Annotated in this window: 14 protein-coding genes and 1 pseudogene; 11 read left to right on the forward strand and 4 right to left on the reverse strand. The window is 66.0% G+C overall.

What is annotated here, in order from left to right; all coding sequences use genetic code 11:
• Positions 1-1,205 (reverse strand): aldehyde dehydrogenase family protein (locus VGH54_RS15075; protein ID WP_331512848.1); only part of this gene is annotated, 1,205 nt, incomplete at its 3' end.
• A 272-nt stretch (positions 1,206-1,477) separates the two neighbouring features.
• Between VGH54_RS15075 and VGH54_RS15080 the strand changes: the two genes are divergently transcribed.
• From VGH54_RS15080 to VGH54_RS15115, 8 genes are read left to right on the forward strand one after another with little or no spacing between them, the layout of a single operon-like run.
• A complete protein-coding gene (locus VGH54_RS15080; protein WP_331512860.1) occupies positions 1,478-2,635 on the forward strand; it encodes a cytochrome P450 in 1,158 nt (385 codons plus the stop codon).
• A 3-nt stretch (positions 2,636-2,638) separates the two neighbouring features.
• On the forward strand, positions 2,639-3,859 hold the full coding sequence (locus tag VGH54_RS15085; protein WP_331512849.1) for an acyl-CoA dehydrogenase family protein: 1,221 nt from the start codon (positions 2,639-2,641) through the stop codon (positions 3,857-3,859).
• Complete coding sequence (locus VGH54_RS15090; protein ID WP_414688719.1) at positions 3,847-4,398, forward strand: FAS1-like dehydratase domain-containing protein; 552 nt, start codon at positions 3,847-3,849, stop codon at positions 4,396-4,398. The genes VGH54_RS15085 and VGH54_RS15090 overlap by 13 nt, the downstream gene beginning before the upstream one ends.
• Positions 4,398-4,796, forward strand: a complete 399-nt coding sequence (locus VGH54_RS15095; protein WP_331512851.1) for a Zn-ribbon domain-containing OB-fold protein — start codon at positions 4,398-4,400, stop codon at positions 4,794-4,796. Before VGH54_RS15090 ends, VGH54_RS15095 begins: the two co-directional genes overlap by 1 nt.
• Position 4,797: 1 nt before the next feature.
• A complete protein-coding gene (locus VGH54_RS15100) occupies positions 4,798-5,910 on the forward strand; it encodes an acyl-CoA dehydrogenase family protein (protein ID WP_331512852.1) in 1,113 nt (370 codons plus the stop codon).
• Positions 5,907-6,362 carry a MaoC family dehydratase gene (locus VGH54_RS15105; RefSeq protein WP_331512853.1) on the forward strand — a complete coding sequence of 152 codons (456 nt, stop codon included), beginning with the start codon at positions 5,907-5,909 and terminating at the stop codon, positions 6,360-6,362. Before VGH54_RS15100 ends, VGH54_RS15105 begins: the two co-directional genes overlap by 4 nt.
• Positions 6,359-7,534: a lipid-transfer protein gene (locus VGH54_RS15110; RefSeq protein ID WP_331512854.1), complete on the forward strand. Its 1,176-nt coding sequence runs from the start codon at positions 6,359-6,361 to the stop codon at positions 7,532-7,534. Before VGH54_RS15105 ends, VGH54_RS15110 begins: the two co-directional genes overlap by 4 nt.
• A gap of 9 nt (positions 7,535-7,543) precedes the next feature.
• Complete coding sequence (locus tag VGH54_RS15115; RefSeq protein ID WP_331512856.1) at positions 7,544-8,149, forward strand: TetR/AcrR family transcriptional regulator; 606 nt, start codon at positions 7,544-7,546, stop codon at positions 8,147-8,149.
• Here the strand turns inward: VGH54_RS15115 and VGH54_RS15120 are convergent.
• Both VGH54_RS15120 and pruA read right to left on the reverse strand, forming a co-directional pair.
• The gene (locus VGH54_RS15120; protein WP_331512862.1) at positions 8,143-9,111 is read right to left on the reverse strand and encodes a proline dehydrogenase family protein; all 969 of its coding nucleotides are present in this window, start codon (positions 9,109-9,111) and stop codon (positions 8,143-8,145) included. The two genes, VGH54_RS15115 and VGH54_RS15120, sit on opposite strands and share 7 nt — an antisense overlap.
• The gene (gene pruA / locus VGH54_RS15125) at positions 9,111-10,742 is read right to left on the reverse strand and encodes an L-glutamate gamma-semialdehyde dehydrogenase (RefSeq protein ID WP_331512857.1); all 1,632 of its coding nucleotides are present in this window, start codon (positions 10,740-10,742) and stop codon (positions 9,111-9,113) included. The genes VGH54_RS15120 and pruA overlap by 1 nt, the downstream gene beginning before the upstream one ends.
• 84 nt (positions 10,743-10,826) lie before the next feature.
• Here pruA and VGH54_RS15130 point away from each other — a divergent pair, with 84 nt between their 5' ends.
• Together VGH54_RS15130 and stf0 are read left to right on the forward strand one after the other, a co-directional pair.
• The gene (locus VGH54_RS15130; protein ID WP_331512858.1) at positions 10,827-12,425 is read left to right on the forward strand and encodes a PucR family transcriptional regulator; all 1,599 of its coding nucleotides are present in this window, start codon (positions 10,827-10,829) and stop codon (positions 12,423-12,425) included.
• 87 nt (positions 12,426-12,512) lie between these two features.
• A complete protein-coding gene (gene stf0, locus VGH54_RS15135; RefSeq protein WP_331512859.1) occupies positions 12,513-13,316 on the forward strand; it encodes a trehalose 2-sulfotransferase in 804 nt (267 codons plus the stop codon).
• Positions 13,317-13,403: 87 nt separating this feature from the next.
• Here stf0 and VGH54_RS15140 read toward each other — a convergent pair whose 3' ends face one another.
• On the reverse strand, positions 13,404-14,648 hold the full coding sequence (locus VGH54_RS15140) for an alpha/beta hydrolase fold domain-containing protein (protein WP_414688718.1): 1,245 nt from the start codon (positions 14,646-14,648) through the stop codon (positions 13,404-13,406).
• Positions 14,649-14,742: 94 nt separating this feature from the next.
• Between VGH54_RS15140 and VGH54_RS15145 the strand changes: the two are divergent.
• Positions 14,743-15,872 (forward strand): annotated as a pseudogene (locus VGH54_RS15145) (13E12 repeat family protein); the annotation flags it as partial.

Below are 15,872 nucleotides of genomic sequence, written 5' to 3' on the forward strand. Positions count from 1 at the left end.
ACCGGCCCGAATACCTCTTCCTGCGCGATGGTGGCGTCCGGCGTGACCTCGGTGAGAATCGTCGGCTCGAAGTAGTAGCCACCGTTCAAACCGGCCGGCCGACCGCCACCGGTCGCCAGCTTGGCGCCGTCGTTGAGTGCCTGATCGACGTGTGCCTGAACGCGTTCGCGCTGTGCGGCGCTGATCAGTGGGCCCATCTGCACGTCGGGATCGGTGGGATCGCCGACCTTCACCGCCCGGGCCATCGCGACCAGCCGATCGACCACCTCGTCGTGGATCGCGTCGGGCAGCAGCATCCGGCTGTGCAGAATGCAGGCCTGCCCGGCATGAAATGAGCACGATTCGAACAACATTCGCTGCAGCAGTTCATCATCCAGCGCGACGTCATCAAGCACGATGCTGGCCGACTTACCGCCGCACTCGAGCAGTAGCCGTTTCATCTTCCCGCCGGCCGCGGCCATCACCTCACGGCCGACCACCGAGCTCCCGGTGAAGCTGACCATGTCGATCCGCGGGTCGACGGTCAACAGCTTGCTGGATTCGATGTCGGTCGGGGTCACGACATTGACCACACCCGGTGGAATATCGGTGTGCTCGTCGATGATTCGGGCCAGCGCCAACCCGGCCAGCGGAGCCAGCGGCGAAGGCTTGAGCACGACGGTGTTGCCGGCGGCCAGCGCGGCGCAGACTTTCATCACGTTGAGGGTGTGCGGGAAATTCCAGGGCGTCAGGATCGACACCACGCCGAGCGGCTCGTAGCGCAGCAGCGTCTTGCCCGCGGCGCCAAAGGCGTCGATCGGCTCCTCGATGGGATGGGTGGCGAGTTCGGCCGCGTTCAGCGCCGCAAACGCCGGCCCTTCGACGTGGATCACTCGCTCGTTGGCCGTACAGCCCCACTCCTGTTGCGCCAACGCGTAAAAATCGTCGGCATGCGCCAGCAGGGCCTCGCCCAGCTGGTTGAGGAACGCGGCCCGCTGCTCGGGTCCGGTGTCGGCCCATGGCCCCGAGTCGAAGGCGTTCCTGGCCGCCGCGATCGCACGGTCGACTTGGGCATGGCTGGGGTCGGGCGCCGACGCGATCACCGCCTCGGTGGCCGGACAGACGTCGTCGTAGCGGCCCCCGGCCCCAGCAGCTCTGTCGGGTTCGACCCACTGGCCATCGATGTAGACCGAGTAGGTGTCGATCAACGAGCGTGGCTCAGCCATATCCCCTCCTTTAGAAATCCGGGGCCTTTAGACATCCGGGGCCTTTGGACGGTCCGGCGGCTCAACGTTTGGTCTACACCTGTCGGGCCGCCGCCGTCAATGCTCGCCTTCGTTCAGCTGCATTCGGTGAAACTAGTTCAGTTCAACAGCAAGCATATTGACATCGCCAGTGCCATCAGAGTAAACAGGGTGCACCGGACAGATCGTATGCAAATGTACGATCACGCGTCGAGGAGGCCTGGGTGCACACGAAGTCCAACTCGACCGTCCCGCTGCATTCGCCGGACTTCTACGCCGGCGATCCCTATCCCGCGTACCGCGAGCTGCGCGCGACGGCGCCGGTGTGCTGGAACGACGTCACCAACTTCTGGGCGCTGCTGAAATACGAGGACATCCGGTTCGTCTCCAGCAACCCAGCCGCGTTCACCTCGACCCAGGGCATCACCATCCCTGACCCGGCGATGCCCAGCCCGGTGCAGCCGGGGAGCCTGATCTTCACCGACCCGCCGCGGCACCGGCAGATGCGCAAGCTGATCAACTCCGGCTTCACCAGGCGCCGCGTTTCCGTGCTCGAGCCGAAAATCCGCGAGATCGTCCGCGGCATCCTCGACAGCGTGGAACTGGATTCGGTGCACGAGTTCGCCGAGGAGATCGCCGCTCCGCTGCCTACCCGCCTGATCGCCGAGTTGATCGGTGCGCCGCCCGACGATTGGGAGCAATTCCGGGCCTGGTCGGACGCGTCCACCGGAATCTCCGACCCGGAGATCGAACTCGACCCGCTGGTGGCTGCCGGCCAGTTGTACGAGTATTTCCAAAAGCTGATCGGCGCACGGCGAGTCGAGCCGCGCGACGATTTGCTCTCGGTGCTGGCCGGCGCCGAGATCGACGGCGAGCGGCTCACTGACGAAGACCTGCTGAATTTTGCGTTCCTGTTGCTGGTGGCCGGAAACGAGACCACCCGCAATCTGATCGCGCTGGGCACGCTGGCGTTGATCGCTCATCCCGATCAGCAACGCCTGCTGATCGACGATTTTTCGCTGATCCCCAGCGCTGTCGAGGAGATGCTGCGGTGGAACAGCCCGGTGGTGCACATGGCCCGGACGGCAACCGCCGACGTCGAGATCCGCGGCCAGCGCATCGCCGAAGGCGACGTGGTGGTGATGCTGTACGGATCGGCCAACCGCGATGAAGACGTGTTCGGCGCCGACTCCGAAGAATTCAAGGTGACCCGCCACCCCAACCCGCACATCGCGTTCGGGTGCGGCGAACATTCTTGTATCGGCGCACAATTGGCGCGCCTGGAGGCCACGGTGATGTTCGAGGAGCTGCTGGGCCGCTTCCCCCGACTCGAACTGGTCGGCGAGGTCGACCGGATGCGGGCCACCATGGTGCCCGGGGTCAAGCGAATGCCGGTACGGCTGGGGGCCTGACCGGTGCGACTCGACTACACACCCGAACAAGAGCGGCTGCGCGACGAGATTCGCGCAACCATGGAACAGGTGATGACCCCGGAACGGCAGGTTGCCGTCAGCGAGCGCATGGAGGGCGGCCCCGCGGTACGCGACTGCGTGCGCGCGCTGGCAGCGGCCGACCTGCTCGGCGTCGGTTGGCCCAAAGAGTTTGGTGGACGTGGCTTCTCGGCCATCGAGCAGTTCATCTTCGCCGAGGAGGCCAGACGGGTCAACGCGCCGATCCCGTTGGTGACGCTCAACACCGTCGGGCCCACCCTGATGCACTACGGCACCGAGGAGCAGAAGCAGACGTTCCTGCCGGCGATCCTGGACGGCAGCGTCGAGTTCGCCATTGGCTACTCCGAGCCGGGGGCGGGTAGCGACCTGGCGTCGTTGCGCACCAACGCCGTCCGCGACGGCGACGACTACGTGATCAACGGCCAGAAGATGTTCACGAGTGGCGCGGCGTACGCCGACTACATCTGGCTGGCCGCCCGCACCGACCCGAACGTCAAGAAGCACAAGGGCATTTCGATCTTCATCGTGCCGACCTCGTCGCCCGGATTCTCCTGGCAGCCACTGCGCACCATGCCGGGCGTCTCCACCTTCTACACCTTCTACGACAACGTCCGGGTGCCGGCCAGCGCGATCGTGGCGGGCGAAAACCAGGGCTGGCAACTGATCACCACCCAGCTGAACTTCGAACGCGCCGCCCTGGGCAACCTCGGTGCGCTCGAGCCGCTGTTCGAAAAGACGCTGCAGTGGGCGCGCGACACCGAACTCGACGGTCGCCGGGTCATCGACAAGCCCTGGGTGCAGCAGGCGCTGGCCCGGGTCGAGGCGGAGGTCGCGGCCTACAAGCTGATCAACCTTCGGGTGAACGCCGCGATGACCAAGGGCGTGCTCAATATGGGCGAGGCCTCGGCCGCGAAGGTCTTCGGCACCGAGCTGGCTCCACTGGTCGCCCGCCAACTGCTAGAGGTGCTGGACCACAACGGGTTACGTCGCGGCGCCGACGCCCCGCTGCGCGGCGCGCTGGAATCCGCTTACCGGGTCGCGGTCATCAGCACCTTCGGCGGCGGCGCCAACGAAATCCAACGAGACATCATAGCGATGGCCGGATTGGGCATGCCACGAGCTCCACGTGACCTTCGCTCAACGGCCCAGTGCGCAACCGACAAATCAGGAGGATCGACTCAGTGACCAACACTGACTTGCACAGTAGGCTGAAGGCACTCGTCGGCGAGCACACCGGCGGCTCCGGAAAACCGTCGCTGGCACCGGATCCGGTCAACCAGCCGATGATCCGGCACTGGGCGTATGCACTCAACGACATGAACCCGGTGTACCTCGATCCGGAGTTCGCGGCGAAGTCCCGGTTCGGCGGCATCGTGTCACCACCGGTGATGCTGCAAACCTGGACCATGCCGGCCCCGAAACTCGAAGGGATCGGTGAACGCGGCGGCTCCCCTGTCGAAATCACCAGCAACCCGACGGCGTTTCTCGACGAGGCCGGATACACCAGCATCGTGGCGACGAACTCGGAGTTCGAGATCAACCGCTACCCCAAGCTGGGCGACGTCATCAGCGCGACCTCGGTGTACGAGGAAGTATCCGACGAGAAGACGACGGCGCTGGGCACCGGCTTCTTCCTGACCTGGGTGCTCACCTACACCGATCAGCACGGCGAGGTGCTGGGGCGCCAGCGGTTTCGGGTCCTGCGATTCAAGCCGGCCCGCTGATGGCGACCCGACTGGCGCCGACGATCAGCCCGGATACCGAGTTCTTCTGGAACGGGTTGCGCGAGCACAAGCTGCTGATCCAGCGCTGCAAGGGATGTGGCACGGTGCGCAATCCACCGCAGCCCATGTGTCCGAAGTGCCGCTCGCTGGACACCGAAGCGATCGAGTCGTCGGGCCGCGGCACCGTCTACAGCTACGTGATGCCGCACCAACCGCAGTTCCCGTTCTTCGACTATCCCTACATCGTCGCGCTGCTGCAGCTCGACGAGGGCGTCCGGATCGTCTCTAACCTGACCGACATCGACCCGGCCGACGTCCGGGTCGGGATGGCGGTCGAGGTTTATTTCCAAGAGTTCGACGGAGACCTTGTGCTGCACCAGTTCCGGCCGGCTGGTTGACGTGGACTTCACGTTCACCGAAGAGCAGGAGACGATCCGCAAGCTGGCCGCTGACGTCTTTGAACGGCGAGCCACTCCGGAGCGGTTGACCGAAGTCGAGGCCGGCGAGTTCCGCTACGACGCCGAGCTGTGGAAGGAGCTGGCCGGTGTCGACCTGCTAGGCACCGCGTTACCGGAGTCGTTGGGCGGCAACGGCGGTGGCTTCATCGAACTCGGCGTCCTGCTGGCCGAAGTGGGATTCGCGGTGGCTCCAGTGCCTGCGTATCCGACGCTGCTGCTGGGCGCCGACCCGATCGCCCGGCACGGCAGCCCCGAGCAACAGCAACGCTTTCTGCCCGGCGTCATCGACGGCACTTGCGTCCTGTCCGCCGGCCTGCACGAGCCCGGCCACTCCGACCCGAGCCGACCGGTCACCACGGCCCGTCGCGACGGCGGGACGTGGCGGCTGGATGGCATCAAAGAGCTGGTGTCGTTCGGCCAGCTCGCCGATACCCTGCTGATTCCGGCCAGAATAGATTGCGGTGAGGTGGGCTTGTTTCTGCTGCCGACGGATGCCCAGGGCGTCGAGATCCGGCCAGTGCCGACTACCAACCGCGAACCGCACGCGGACGTATTGCTTGATGGAGCAATGGTTTCCGACGTGGACAAGCTTGACGGCAATCAACTGGTCGAATCGCTGTACACCCGCGCGCTGATCGGCCTGTGCGCGATCCAGGTTGGCGTATCGGATCGCGCCTTGCGGATGGCCGCCGAATACACCTCGGGCCGTGAGCAATTCGGCCGCCCGATCGGCAGCTTCCAGGCGGTGCAGCAACGGATGGCCGACGGCTTCATCGACCTGGAGGCGATCCGCTGGACCACCTGGCACGCGGCCTGGCTGGTCGCAGAGGGACGGCCTGCAGACCGTGCGGCACGCGTCGCGAAGTTCTGGGCCGCTGAAGCCGGCGCCCGGATCGCCGCCACGGCTCAGCACGTGCACGGCGGGATCGGGATCGACACCACCTATCCCCTGCATCGCTATTTCCTGTGGGCCAAACACAACGAACTCACCTTGGGGTCAGCCACTCAGCAGCTGGTTCACCTCGGCAGCACATACCCGGAAGGACGGCTATGACGACCGCCAAATCCCGCACCGACACCTTGCGTTGGAGCGACATCGATGTGGGCGACGAGGTCACTCCGCTGGAGATCCCAGTCACCACCACGATGATCGTGGCCGGCGCGATCGCGTCGCGCGACTTCATGCCGGTGCACCACGACCGCGACTACGCCAACAAGCAGGGATCGCCCAACCTGTTTATGAACATCCTGACCTCTAACGGCTACTGCGTGCGTTTCCTGACCGACTGGGCCGGGCCCGAGGCCATGATCACCAAGCTGGCGATTCGCCTTGGCGTGCCGTCGTTTCCGGACGACCCGCTGCGTTTCACCGGCAGCGTCACCGGCAAGACCGAAGGATCCGGCGGCGAGAACTTCGTCGAGGTGACCTTCCAGGCTGCCAACAGCCTCGGCAATCACGTCTCCGGCACCGCCGTCGTGAGCCTGCTCGACGGAGCCCAAGCATGACTGCAGCGCCGTCGAAGCTGGCCGGGAACACGGCCATCGCCGGCATCGGCCAGACCGAGTTCTCCAAGGAATCCGGCCGCAGCGAGCTGCAATTGGCGTGCGAATCGGTCAGTGCTGCACTCGATGACGCCGGCCTGTTACCCAGCGACGTCGACGGCATGGTGACGTTCACCATGGATTCCAGCGACGAGATCGACGTCGCGCGCAACGTCGGCATCGGCGATCTGAATTTCTTCTCCCGCGTCCCCCACGGTGGCGGGGCGGCAGCTGGAACAGTCGCCCATGCCGCGATGGCGGTCGCCGCCGGAGTCGCCGACGTAGTGGTGTGCTGGCGCGCCTTCAACGAACGGTCGGGCTTCCGTTTCGGCGGCAGCGGACGCACCAGCGCGGAGACCCCGCTGTTCATGGCGCACTACGCCCCGTTCGGATTGCTCACTCCCGCAGCGTGGGTCGCGCTGCACGCCCAGCGCTACATGTCGACGTACGGGGTGACCAACGAAGACTTCGGCCGGATCGCCGTGGTCGACCGGGCCCACGCGGCCACCAACCCCGACGCGTGGTTCTTCGAGCGACCGATCACGCTCGAAGACCACCAGAATTCGCGGTGGATCATCGAACCGGTTCTGCGACTGCTGGATTGCTGCCAGGAGAGCGACGGCGGGGTCGCGCTGGTCGTCACCAGCGCCGAGCGTGCCCGCGACCTGCGTCAGCCGCCGGCCGTCATCTCCGCGGCCGCGCAGGGCGCGGCCTACAACGGCGAGATGATGACCAGCTACTACCGCGACGACATCACCGGTCTACCCGAGATGGGGGTGGTCGCCGACAAGCTCTGGCGCGATTCCGGCCTCAAGCCGCAAGACATCCAAACCGCGTTCATCTATGACCATTTCACGCCGTTCGTGTTCACCCAATTCGAGGAACTCGGATTCTGCGAACGTGGCGAAGCCAAAGACTTCGCCACCGTGCAGCGGTTGTCGCTGGGTGGCGAACTGCCGATCAACACCAACGGCGGGCTACTCGGCGAGGCCTACATCCACGGGATGAACGGCATCACCGAGGGTGTGCGCCAAGTCCGCGGAACCTCGCACAACCAGGTCGACAACGTGGAACACGTCCTGGTCACTTCGGGGACCGGCGTGCCGACCAGCGGACTGATCCTCGCCGGCGGTTAGGACGCCTTTATGACCCAAGCCACCGCAGCCGATACCCGCGAGCTGATCGTCGAGTCCGCATTTGCCTGCTTCCGCAAGGAAGGAATGCAGAAGGCAACGATCGTGGATATCGCCAAGGCGGCGGGCGTTTCCCGCAGCACCATCTACGAGTACTTCCGCGACAAGGCCGCCATCGTCGAAGCGTGCGCCGAACACACCTCCGAGCAGTTCTATCGGCAGATGTCTCTGGCCATGGACCGGGGTGGCTCGCTGGAGGACAAGCTCAGCCGCGCAGCGGTATTCGTGACCCAGGCCCGACGGGTGATCGCCTCCGAGAAGTACTTCGACGAAGAGGCGATCAGCCTGCTGCTCACCAAAGACGCCGCGGTCTTGTTGCGCGAATGCGTCGACTTCCTCGGTCCGCACCTTGCCGCAGCCAAGATCACCGGCGAGGTACGCAAAGACCTCGACATCCAGTCGGCGGGCGAATGGTTCGCCCGAATCCTGTTCTCGCTGTTCAGCACACCGTCATCGACGCTCGACATGGACGACCCAGAGGTCGTCGCCGACTTTGTGCGCGCGCACGTGGTTCAGGGGTTCGCCAACGACCGCCCGCGGCCACGCCGCGGTCAGTGACCGCGCTCGGCGAGCGCCCGCATGAAGAACGTCAGGTTGGCCGGTCGCTCGGCCAGTCGCCGCATGAAGTACCCGTACCACTGAGTGCCGAACGGCACGTACACCCGAACCCGGTTGCCCGCCGACACCAGCCGCGTCTGCTCGGCATCGCGGACGCCATACAGCATCTGGTATTCGAAATCAGCTGGATTACAGCCGGTTTCGCGCGCCATTGCGGGCACCGCGTCGATGATCACCGGGTCGTGGGTGGCAACCATCGGGTATCCCGGCCCTGCCATCAGCACCCGTAGACAGCGCAGATACGAGGCGGTGACCGCCGCGGCATCCCGGTAGGCGACCGACGCCGGTTCGTCGTAGGCGCCCTTGCACAGCCGGACCCTGGCCCCCGACGCCGCGAACTGTTCGCAGTCGCCGTGCGTGCGTCGCAGGTAGGCCTGCAGCACCACACCCAGCCACGGGAAGTCGGTCCGTAGGTCAGCGGCGATCGACAAGGTGGAATCCGTGGTGGTGTGGTCCTCGGCGTCCACCGTCACCCAGGCCCCGACCTGTTCGGCCCGCTCGCAGATGGCGTGCGCGTTCGCGAGTGCGATCGTTTCGCCGTCTCGGTCCAGCGCCTGTCCCAGCGCGGACAGCTTCAGCGACACCTCCAGAGCGCGCACGCCGTCACGGCCGGCATCCGGCCGCCGGCCCAGCGCGTCGAGCAGCTCGAGGTAGGCACGTGTGGTGGCGTTCGCGCCGTCGATATCGGTGACATCCTCACCGAGATAGTCGATGCTGACCAACCGGCCCGAATCCCGCAGTGCGCCAGCGCTGTCAAGCACCCGCTCCAACGTCGCACCGGGCACGAAGCGGTGCACCACCTTACGGGTAACCGGGAACCGCTCAGCGGTGTGCCGCAATCCGTGCGAGCGACTGGCGGCCAGTATCGCCGGGCGCAGCGTCTTGGTGAACAGGCCGGACATCATTGCGCCGCCATGTGCGGATAGGTGTGATCGGTCGCCGGAACGAACGTCTCCTTGATCGAGCGGGCGGACGTCCAGCGCAGCAGATTCATTGCGGAGCCGGCCTTGTCGTTGGTGCCCGAACCGCGGGATCCGCCGAACGGCTGGCGACCCACCACCGCACCGGTCGGCTTGTCGTTGACGTAGAAGTTGCCCGCCGCGAATCGCAGCCGGTTCTGTGCGGCGAGCACCGCATCGCGGTCGTCGGCGATCACCGCCCCGGTCAGGGCGTAGCGCGATCCGGTGTCGATGACGTCGAGGACACGTTCGAACTCGTTGTCGGGGTAGACGTAGACCGACAACAGCGGGCCGAAGTACTCGGTTGCGAACGATTCGTCAGTCGGATCGTCGGACAGCAGCACCGTCGGGCGGACGAAATAGCCTTCGCTGTCGTTGTATTCGCCGCCGACGGCGATCGTGACGCCGGGCGCGCTTTTCGCGCGCTCGATAGCAGTGACGTTCTTGGCGAAGGCCCGCTCGTCGATCAGCGCACCGCCGAAGTTGGTCAGGTCGGCGACGTCGCCGAACTTCAGCTCGGCGGTGGCGGCCAAGAAGTCGTCGCCCATCTGCTGCCATACCGAGTGCGCGATGAAGGCCCGCGAGGCGGCCGAGCACTTCTGCCCCTGGTAGTCGAAGGCGCCGCGGATCAGCGCGGTGCGCAGTACATCCGGCCGCGCCGAGCTATGCGCGAGGACGAAGTCCTTGCCGCCGGTCTCCCCCACCAGCCGCGGATAGCTGTGGTAGTGCTCGACGTTGGTGCCGACCTGCTGCCACAGCCGCTGGAACGTCGCCGTCGATCCGGTGAAGTGGATGCCGGCCAGTCGCGGATCTGCCAGTGCTACTTCCGATACCGCATAGCCGTCGCCGGTCACCATGTTGACCACCCCGGGTGGCAGTCCGGCCGCCTCCAGCAGTTGCATGGTCAGGTAGGCCGACAGCGTCTGTGTCACCGACGGCTTCCACACCACGGTGTTGCCCATCAGCGCCGGCGCGGTGGGCAGATTCGCGGCGATCGCGGTGAAGTTGAACGGCGTTATCGCATAGACGAATCCGTCCAGTGGACGGTAGTCGGTGCGGTTCCATTCCCCCCGCACGCTGGTCGGCTGCTGCGCCAGAATCTGGCGGGCGTAGTCCACGTTGAACCGCCAGAAATCGGCCAGCTCGCAGGGGGCGTCGATCTCGGCCTGATAGGCGGTTTTGGACTGGCCAAGCATGGTCGCCGCCGCGATCTTCTCGCGCCACGGACCGGCAAGCAGATCCGCCGCTCGCAGGAAGATCGCCGCCCGCTCGTCGAACGGGGTTGCCGCCCAATGTGTTCGGGCCAACGACGCAGCCTGTACGGCGGCGGCGGCGTCGCGGTGTTGGGCGTTGGTCAACGTGCCCAGCGTGGCCGCGTGCCGGTGCGGCTGCACGACGTCGATCCGCTCCCCATTGCCCATGCGATGGCTGCCGCCGATGACGTGCGGCAGGTCGATCGGGTGATCGGCCAACGCGGCGAGTGCGGTCTGCAGCCGGGTGCGCTCGGGCGAATTCGGTGCGTAGTCGTGGATTGGTTCGTTGACGGGCGGCGGCACTTGGGTGATGGCGTCCATGTCTAAAAGGATCTCAGCGACGACACTCGATCGGCTTGGCCTATCGGCCAAGATGATGCGGGCTTGCTAGTACAATCGGACAACATGCAGCCCGCCGGCGTGGGACTCGGCCAACTGCTGTTGGCCCTGGATACGACCATCGCGAGCTTGGTCGAGGCGCCGCGCGGCCTGGACCTGGCTGTCGCGTCCGCGGCGTTGATCGACTCCGACGACGTGCGGCTCGGTATGGGCCGCGGCGCGGACTCGGCCGACGTGTTCTTCCTACTCGGCGTGGCCGACGAGCAAGCCCAGAGCTGGCTGGAGAAGCTTGCCACCGGCCCGGCCGGGCAACCGCCGGTCGCCATCTTCGCCAAGGAGCCCTCCGACGCCTTGGTCGCCCGGGCCGTCGCTACGGGGACAGCTGTGGTGGCCGTCGAACCGCGGGCCCGCTGGGAGCGACTGTATCGGCTGGTCAACCACGTCCTCGAACACCACGGCGATCGCACCGATCCCCGCAACGACTCCGGCACCGACTTGTTCGGCCTGGCGCAGTCGCTCGCCGACCGTATTCACGGCATGGTCAGCATCGAAGACGCGCAGTCCCACGTGTTGGCCTATTCGGCATCCAACGACGAAGCCGACGACTTGCGGCGGCTGTCGATCCTGGGTCGGGCCGGTCCTCCCGAGCACCTGAAGTGGATCGGCCAATGGGGCATCTTCGACGCGCTAAGGGCCGGCGGCGACGTGGTCCGGGTCGCCGAGCGGCCGGAGTTGCGACTGCGGCCACGGCTGGCCGTCGGCATTCATCAACCGGGCTTCGACGCCCGCCGCGCACCGGATTTCGCCGGCACGATCTGGGTACAGCAGGGTTCGCGGCCGCTGGCGGAGGATGCCGAGGAGGTGCTGCGAGGAGGCGCAGTACTGGCGGCCCGCATCATGTCGCGGCTGGCGGCCAAGCCGTCGACGCATACGTTGCGCGCCCAGCAGCTGCTGGGCCTGGCCGACCTCGGATCTGTTGACGTGGACACGATCACGCGTGAATTGGGGATCGTCGCCGACGGTAATGCCGCGTTGATCGGTTTTCACGGCCCGCGCGGCCACGGCCGATTGGCCGATGTCTTGGCATTGAGCGCCAATGCTTTTCGTGCGGACGCACAGGTCGCCTCGCTCGGATCGCGGGTGTACGTCTTGCTTCCGGATACGACGAAGCGGTCGTCGCTGCACTCCTGGATTCGCGGCACAATCAACGCCCTGCAGACCGAGCTGGGACTGCAGTTGCGCGTGGTCGTCGCCGCGCCGCTGCCCGGGCTGGCCGGCCTGCCCGCGGTGCGTGCCGACGTGGATCGCGTGCTGGATAGCGCTGAGCGCCATCCGGATTCGTTTGCCGCGGTGACCTCGCTTGCCGAAGCGCGGACCACCGTGCTGCTCGACGAGATCGTCACGATAGTCGGCGCCGACGAGCGGCTGGTCGACCCCAGGGTGCGCGAACTGCATGCCCACGACCCGGCTCTGGTCCAGACGCTACGGGCGTATCTGGACAGCTTCGGCGACGTCGCCGCGGCGGCAGCGGAGCTGCACGTCCACCCCAATACCGTGCGCTACCGGACCCGCCGGATCGAGACCTTGCTGTCGACATCGCTGGCCGATCCCGATGTCAGGCTGCTGCTTTCACTTGCACTTCGAGCCGCCGAACGGATCTCGTGAAATCGGTCCGAATTCGCACAACAGTTATGTTCAGCGTGAAGGTAATTGGAAGAGTTGCAACAATTTTCCGTCAGCTAGGCTTTGCTGGTGACAGATTGCCCGTCGACATACTTGGTGCTGGCCTCGCAGCGCAGCGGCAGCACCCTGCTGGTCGAATCGCTACGAGCAACCGGCGTGGCCGGGGAGCCACAGGAGTTTTTCCAATACCTGCCGAACACAAGCCAATCACCACAGCCGCGCCAGTGGTTCGCCGGTGTCGAGGACGAGTCGATTTTGCGTCTGCTCGACCCGTTCGACGCGGGCAAGCCTGACCTCGCCCCGCCGGAGATATGGCGTGACTACATTCGGACCGTCGGACGGACACCGAACGGCGTGTGGGGCGGCAAGCTCATGTGGAACCAGACACCGCTACTGCTGGACCGGGCCCGCGGGCTGCCGGATCGATCCGGCGACGGCCTGCTCGCTGCCATCCGCGACGTCGTCGGCGAAGAGCCTTTGCTGATCTACGTCTACCGGCCGGACGTGGTGTCGCAGGCGGTGTCGTTCTGGCGGGCGGTCCAGACGCGGGTCTGGCGTGGGCGGCCCGATCCCGTCCGCGATGCACGCGCCACGTATCACGCGGGCGCCATCGCGCACGTCATCACGATGCTGCGCAGCCAGGAAGAGGGCTGGCGAAACTGGTTCGCCGAAGAGAACGTCAAGCCGATGGAGATTCCGTATCCGGTGTTGTGGCGCAACCTGACTCAGGTGGTCGGCGATGTCCTCGAGTCACTGGGGCTCGACCCGCGGCTCGCGCCGGAGCCCGTGCTGGAACGGCAGGCGGACAAGCGTTCCGACGAATGGGTGGATCGTTACCGCGCAGACGCCGAACGAGAGGGGCTCCCGCTATGACTCGCGCTATCGACGAGCCAACGCATGTCGATTGGCTGCACAGGTCATCGCGCTACTCGACAAGCGCAGCCCTCGACCGTCGTCGAGCTAGACCGAAACCTGTCGTTTCGAGTAGATCTCGGCGAGGAACTGCTCGACCGCCACTGTCGCATGCGCTGCGCGGACGGACCCGAAGATGTCGAATGCGTGCTGCGCGAACGGCAGTTCAGCGTAGGCGACCGGCTGGCGGCTGACTTCCCGCAGCCGCTTGCTGAATGCCCGGCCCTGCTCGACCGGGATCAGTGAGTCGTTGCGGCCGTGCAGCACGAAAAACGGTGGGGCGTCCGGATTTACGTAGGTGATTGGCGACGCGGCGCGAAACGCATCAACAATGTCGGGTCGCCTCAGTTTGAAGACGTACTTCGACAGCGTCGGCGCCATCAACGGGTGGATCGCGTCGTTCATGGTGAAGTCGTAGAGCCCGTAGAACGGAACGGCCGCTCGCACACTGGTGTCAGCGTCCTCGAAGCCGGGCTGAAATTGCGGATCGTTCGGGGTGAGGGCCGCCAGTGACGACAGGTGCCCACCAGCCGAACCGCCGGTGATCGCGACCCAGTCCGGGTCACCGCCGTACTCGGCGATGTGCTCCTTGACCCATGCCAGCGCACGTTTGACATCGACGATCTGGTCGGGCCAGGTGGAGCGCGGGCTGAGCCGGTAGTTGATCGCCACGCACACCCAGCCCAACTCGGCCAGGTGGCTCATCAACGGATATGCCTGTTGCCGTTTGCTTCCTACCATCCATGCGCCACCGGGTACCTGCAGCAGCACCGGCGCCCGGCCGCCGCGGTCGAGGTCGGGGCGCCGCCAGATGTCGAGGTGGTTGCGGGCGCCATGTTCGCCGTAGCTGATATCGGTGTCATGCGCGTAGCTGCCGTAGACCCGCGCCATGCGGAGCACGCCGGGAGACTTAGCCGTACCCGCGCCCGCCGGCCGCTTCCACAGATCGCCCGACTCGGTCCGGCGATCGGGACCCAGCCCCGCGTCGAGTGCAGCCTTGAGCGGCTGGTCGGCCTGCGCGCCGATGCGGTGCAGGCCCACCAATCCCAACCACGACAGTGCCGACACCAGCCAGCTGAATCGGCGCAGCCGCGGTGAGAGCTTGCGGGTGACGGCGGCCAGCAGCGCAAACTGACTGACGAGCAATTGCAGGGGCAGCTCTGTCGCGAACACCCCGAAGCTGAATGCGTACATCGAGAGGTAACCGCGCTTGCTCATCGGCTGATAGCCATTGGCGGTGACCGCGAGTCCGGCCAATGATGCGAGCACAGCTAACAGGTTCTTCACGGCCACCACTTAACCACAGGCAACTTTGTCACTGAAACCACTTGTGTCACTTTAGTTTCCCGGTCCAAAACTTGTCGGACGGGTTCGTTATTATTCGAACATGCGTTCTAGTAGTCGGGAAGAGGTCGTCGAGGTCCTCGACGCGCTCGAGGCCGGCTACAAACGCGCCCTGGACCTGACCTTCGATGTGCTGACCACCCCCGAACGGCTGCGGGTATTGCAGCGGTGGGAACAGCTGCGCCGCTGGCAACCCACCGTCGAACACGCGCTGATCAACCAACTCGCCGAGCAAGCCGACCCCGACCGAGTTGGGCGGCACGCTGGCCGCCGCACTGGCCAACCGGTTGCGGATCACCCGCGCCGAGGCATCGCGGCGCATCCACGACGCCGCCGATTTGGGCGAGCGCACCGCACTCAACGGTGAACCCCTGGAGCCGCTGCTACCGGCCACCGCCGCAGCCCAACGCAACGGCGAGATCGGCGCCGGCCATGTCGCGGTGATCCGCGGCTTCATCCACCGGCTGCCCGATGTCGTCGATCTCGAGACCCGCACCACGGCCGAGGCCCAGCTGGCCCGGCTGGCCGGTGAGCACCGCCCCGACGAACTGGCCCGACTGGCCGACAAACTCACCGACTGCCTCAACCCCGACGGCGACTTCACCGACCACGACCGGGCCCGACGGCGCGGAATCACCATCGGCAAGCAGGATCTGGACGGCATGTCCCCGATCCGGGGCTACCTGACGCCCGAGGCGCGGGCGACCATCGACGCGGTCTTCGCGAAGTTGGCCGCGCCCGGCATGTGCAACCCAGACGATATCGAGCCGAGTGTCAGCGGCACCGCGTCACAGTCCGCCATCCAGGGCGACACCCGCAGCGCCGCCCAGCGCAACCACGACGCCCTCGTCGCGGCCGGCCGCACCCTGCTGGCCTCCGGCGACCTCGGCCAACACAACGGATTACCGGCCTCGATCATCGTCACCACCACCTTGCGTGAACTCGAAGCGGCCGCGGGCAAAGCGCTGACCGGCGGCGGCACCGTGTTGCCGATGTCTGATGTGATCCGGCTGGGCTCCCATGCCCACCACTATCTGGCGATCTTCGACAAGGGCAAAGCTCTGGCGCTGTATCACACCAGACGCCTGGCCTCACCGGCCCAGCGAATTGTGCTGCACGCTAAGGATCGTGGCTGCACCTTCCCAGGCTGCACCGTGCCCGGCTATCTCTGCG

The organism is Mycobacterium sp., from assembly GCF_036488105.1.
Lineage (GTDB): Bacteria > Actinomycetota > Actinomycetes > Mycobacteriales > Mycobacteriaceae > Mycobacterium.

Excerpts from the sequence above, each read along its gene's own strand:
- VGH54_RS15095 (WP_331512851.1), top strand. The coding sequence starts at position 4,398 with ATGGCGACCCGACTGGCGCCGACGATCAGCCCGGATACCGAGTTCTTC.
- VGH54_RS15105 (WP_331512853.1), top strand. The coding sequence starts at position 5,907 with ATGACGACCGCCAAATCCCGCACCGACACCTTGCGTTGGAGCGACATC.
- VGH54_RS15110 (WP_331512854.1), top strand. The coding sequence starts at position 6,359 with ATGACTGCAGCGCCGTCGAAGCTGGCCGGGAACACGGCCATCGCCGGC.
- VGH54_RS15115 (WP_331512856.1), top strand. The coding sequence starts at position 7,544 with ATGACCCAAGCCACCGCAGCCGATACCCGCGAGCTGATCGTCGAGTCC.
- VGH54_RS15120 (WP_331512862.1), bottom strand. The coding sequence starts at position 9,111 with ATGTCCGGCCTGTTCACCAAGACGCTGCGCCCGGCGATACTGGCCGCC.
- pruA (WP_331512857.1), bottom strand. The coding sequence starts at position 10,742 with ATGGACGCCATCACCCAAGTGCCGCCGCCCGTCAACGAACCAATCCAC.
- VGH54_RS15130 (WP_331512858.1), top strand. The coding sequence starts at position 10,827 with ATGCAGCCCGCCGGCGTGGGACTCGGCCAACTGCTGTTGGCCCTGGAT.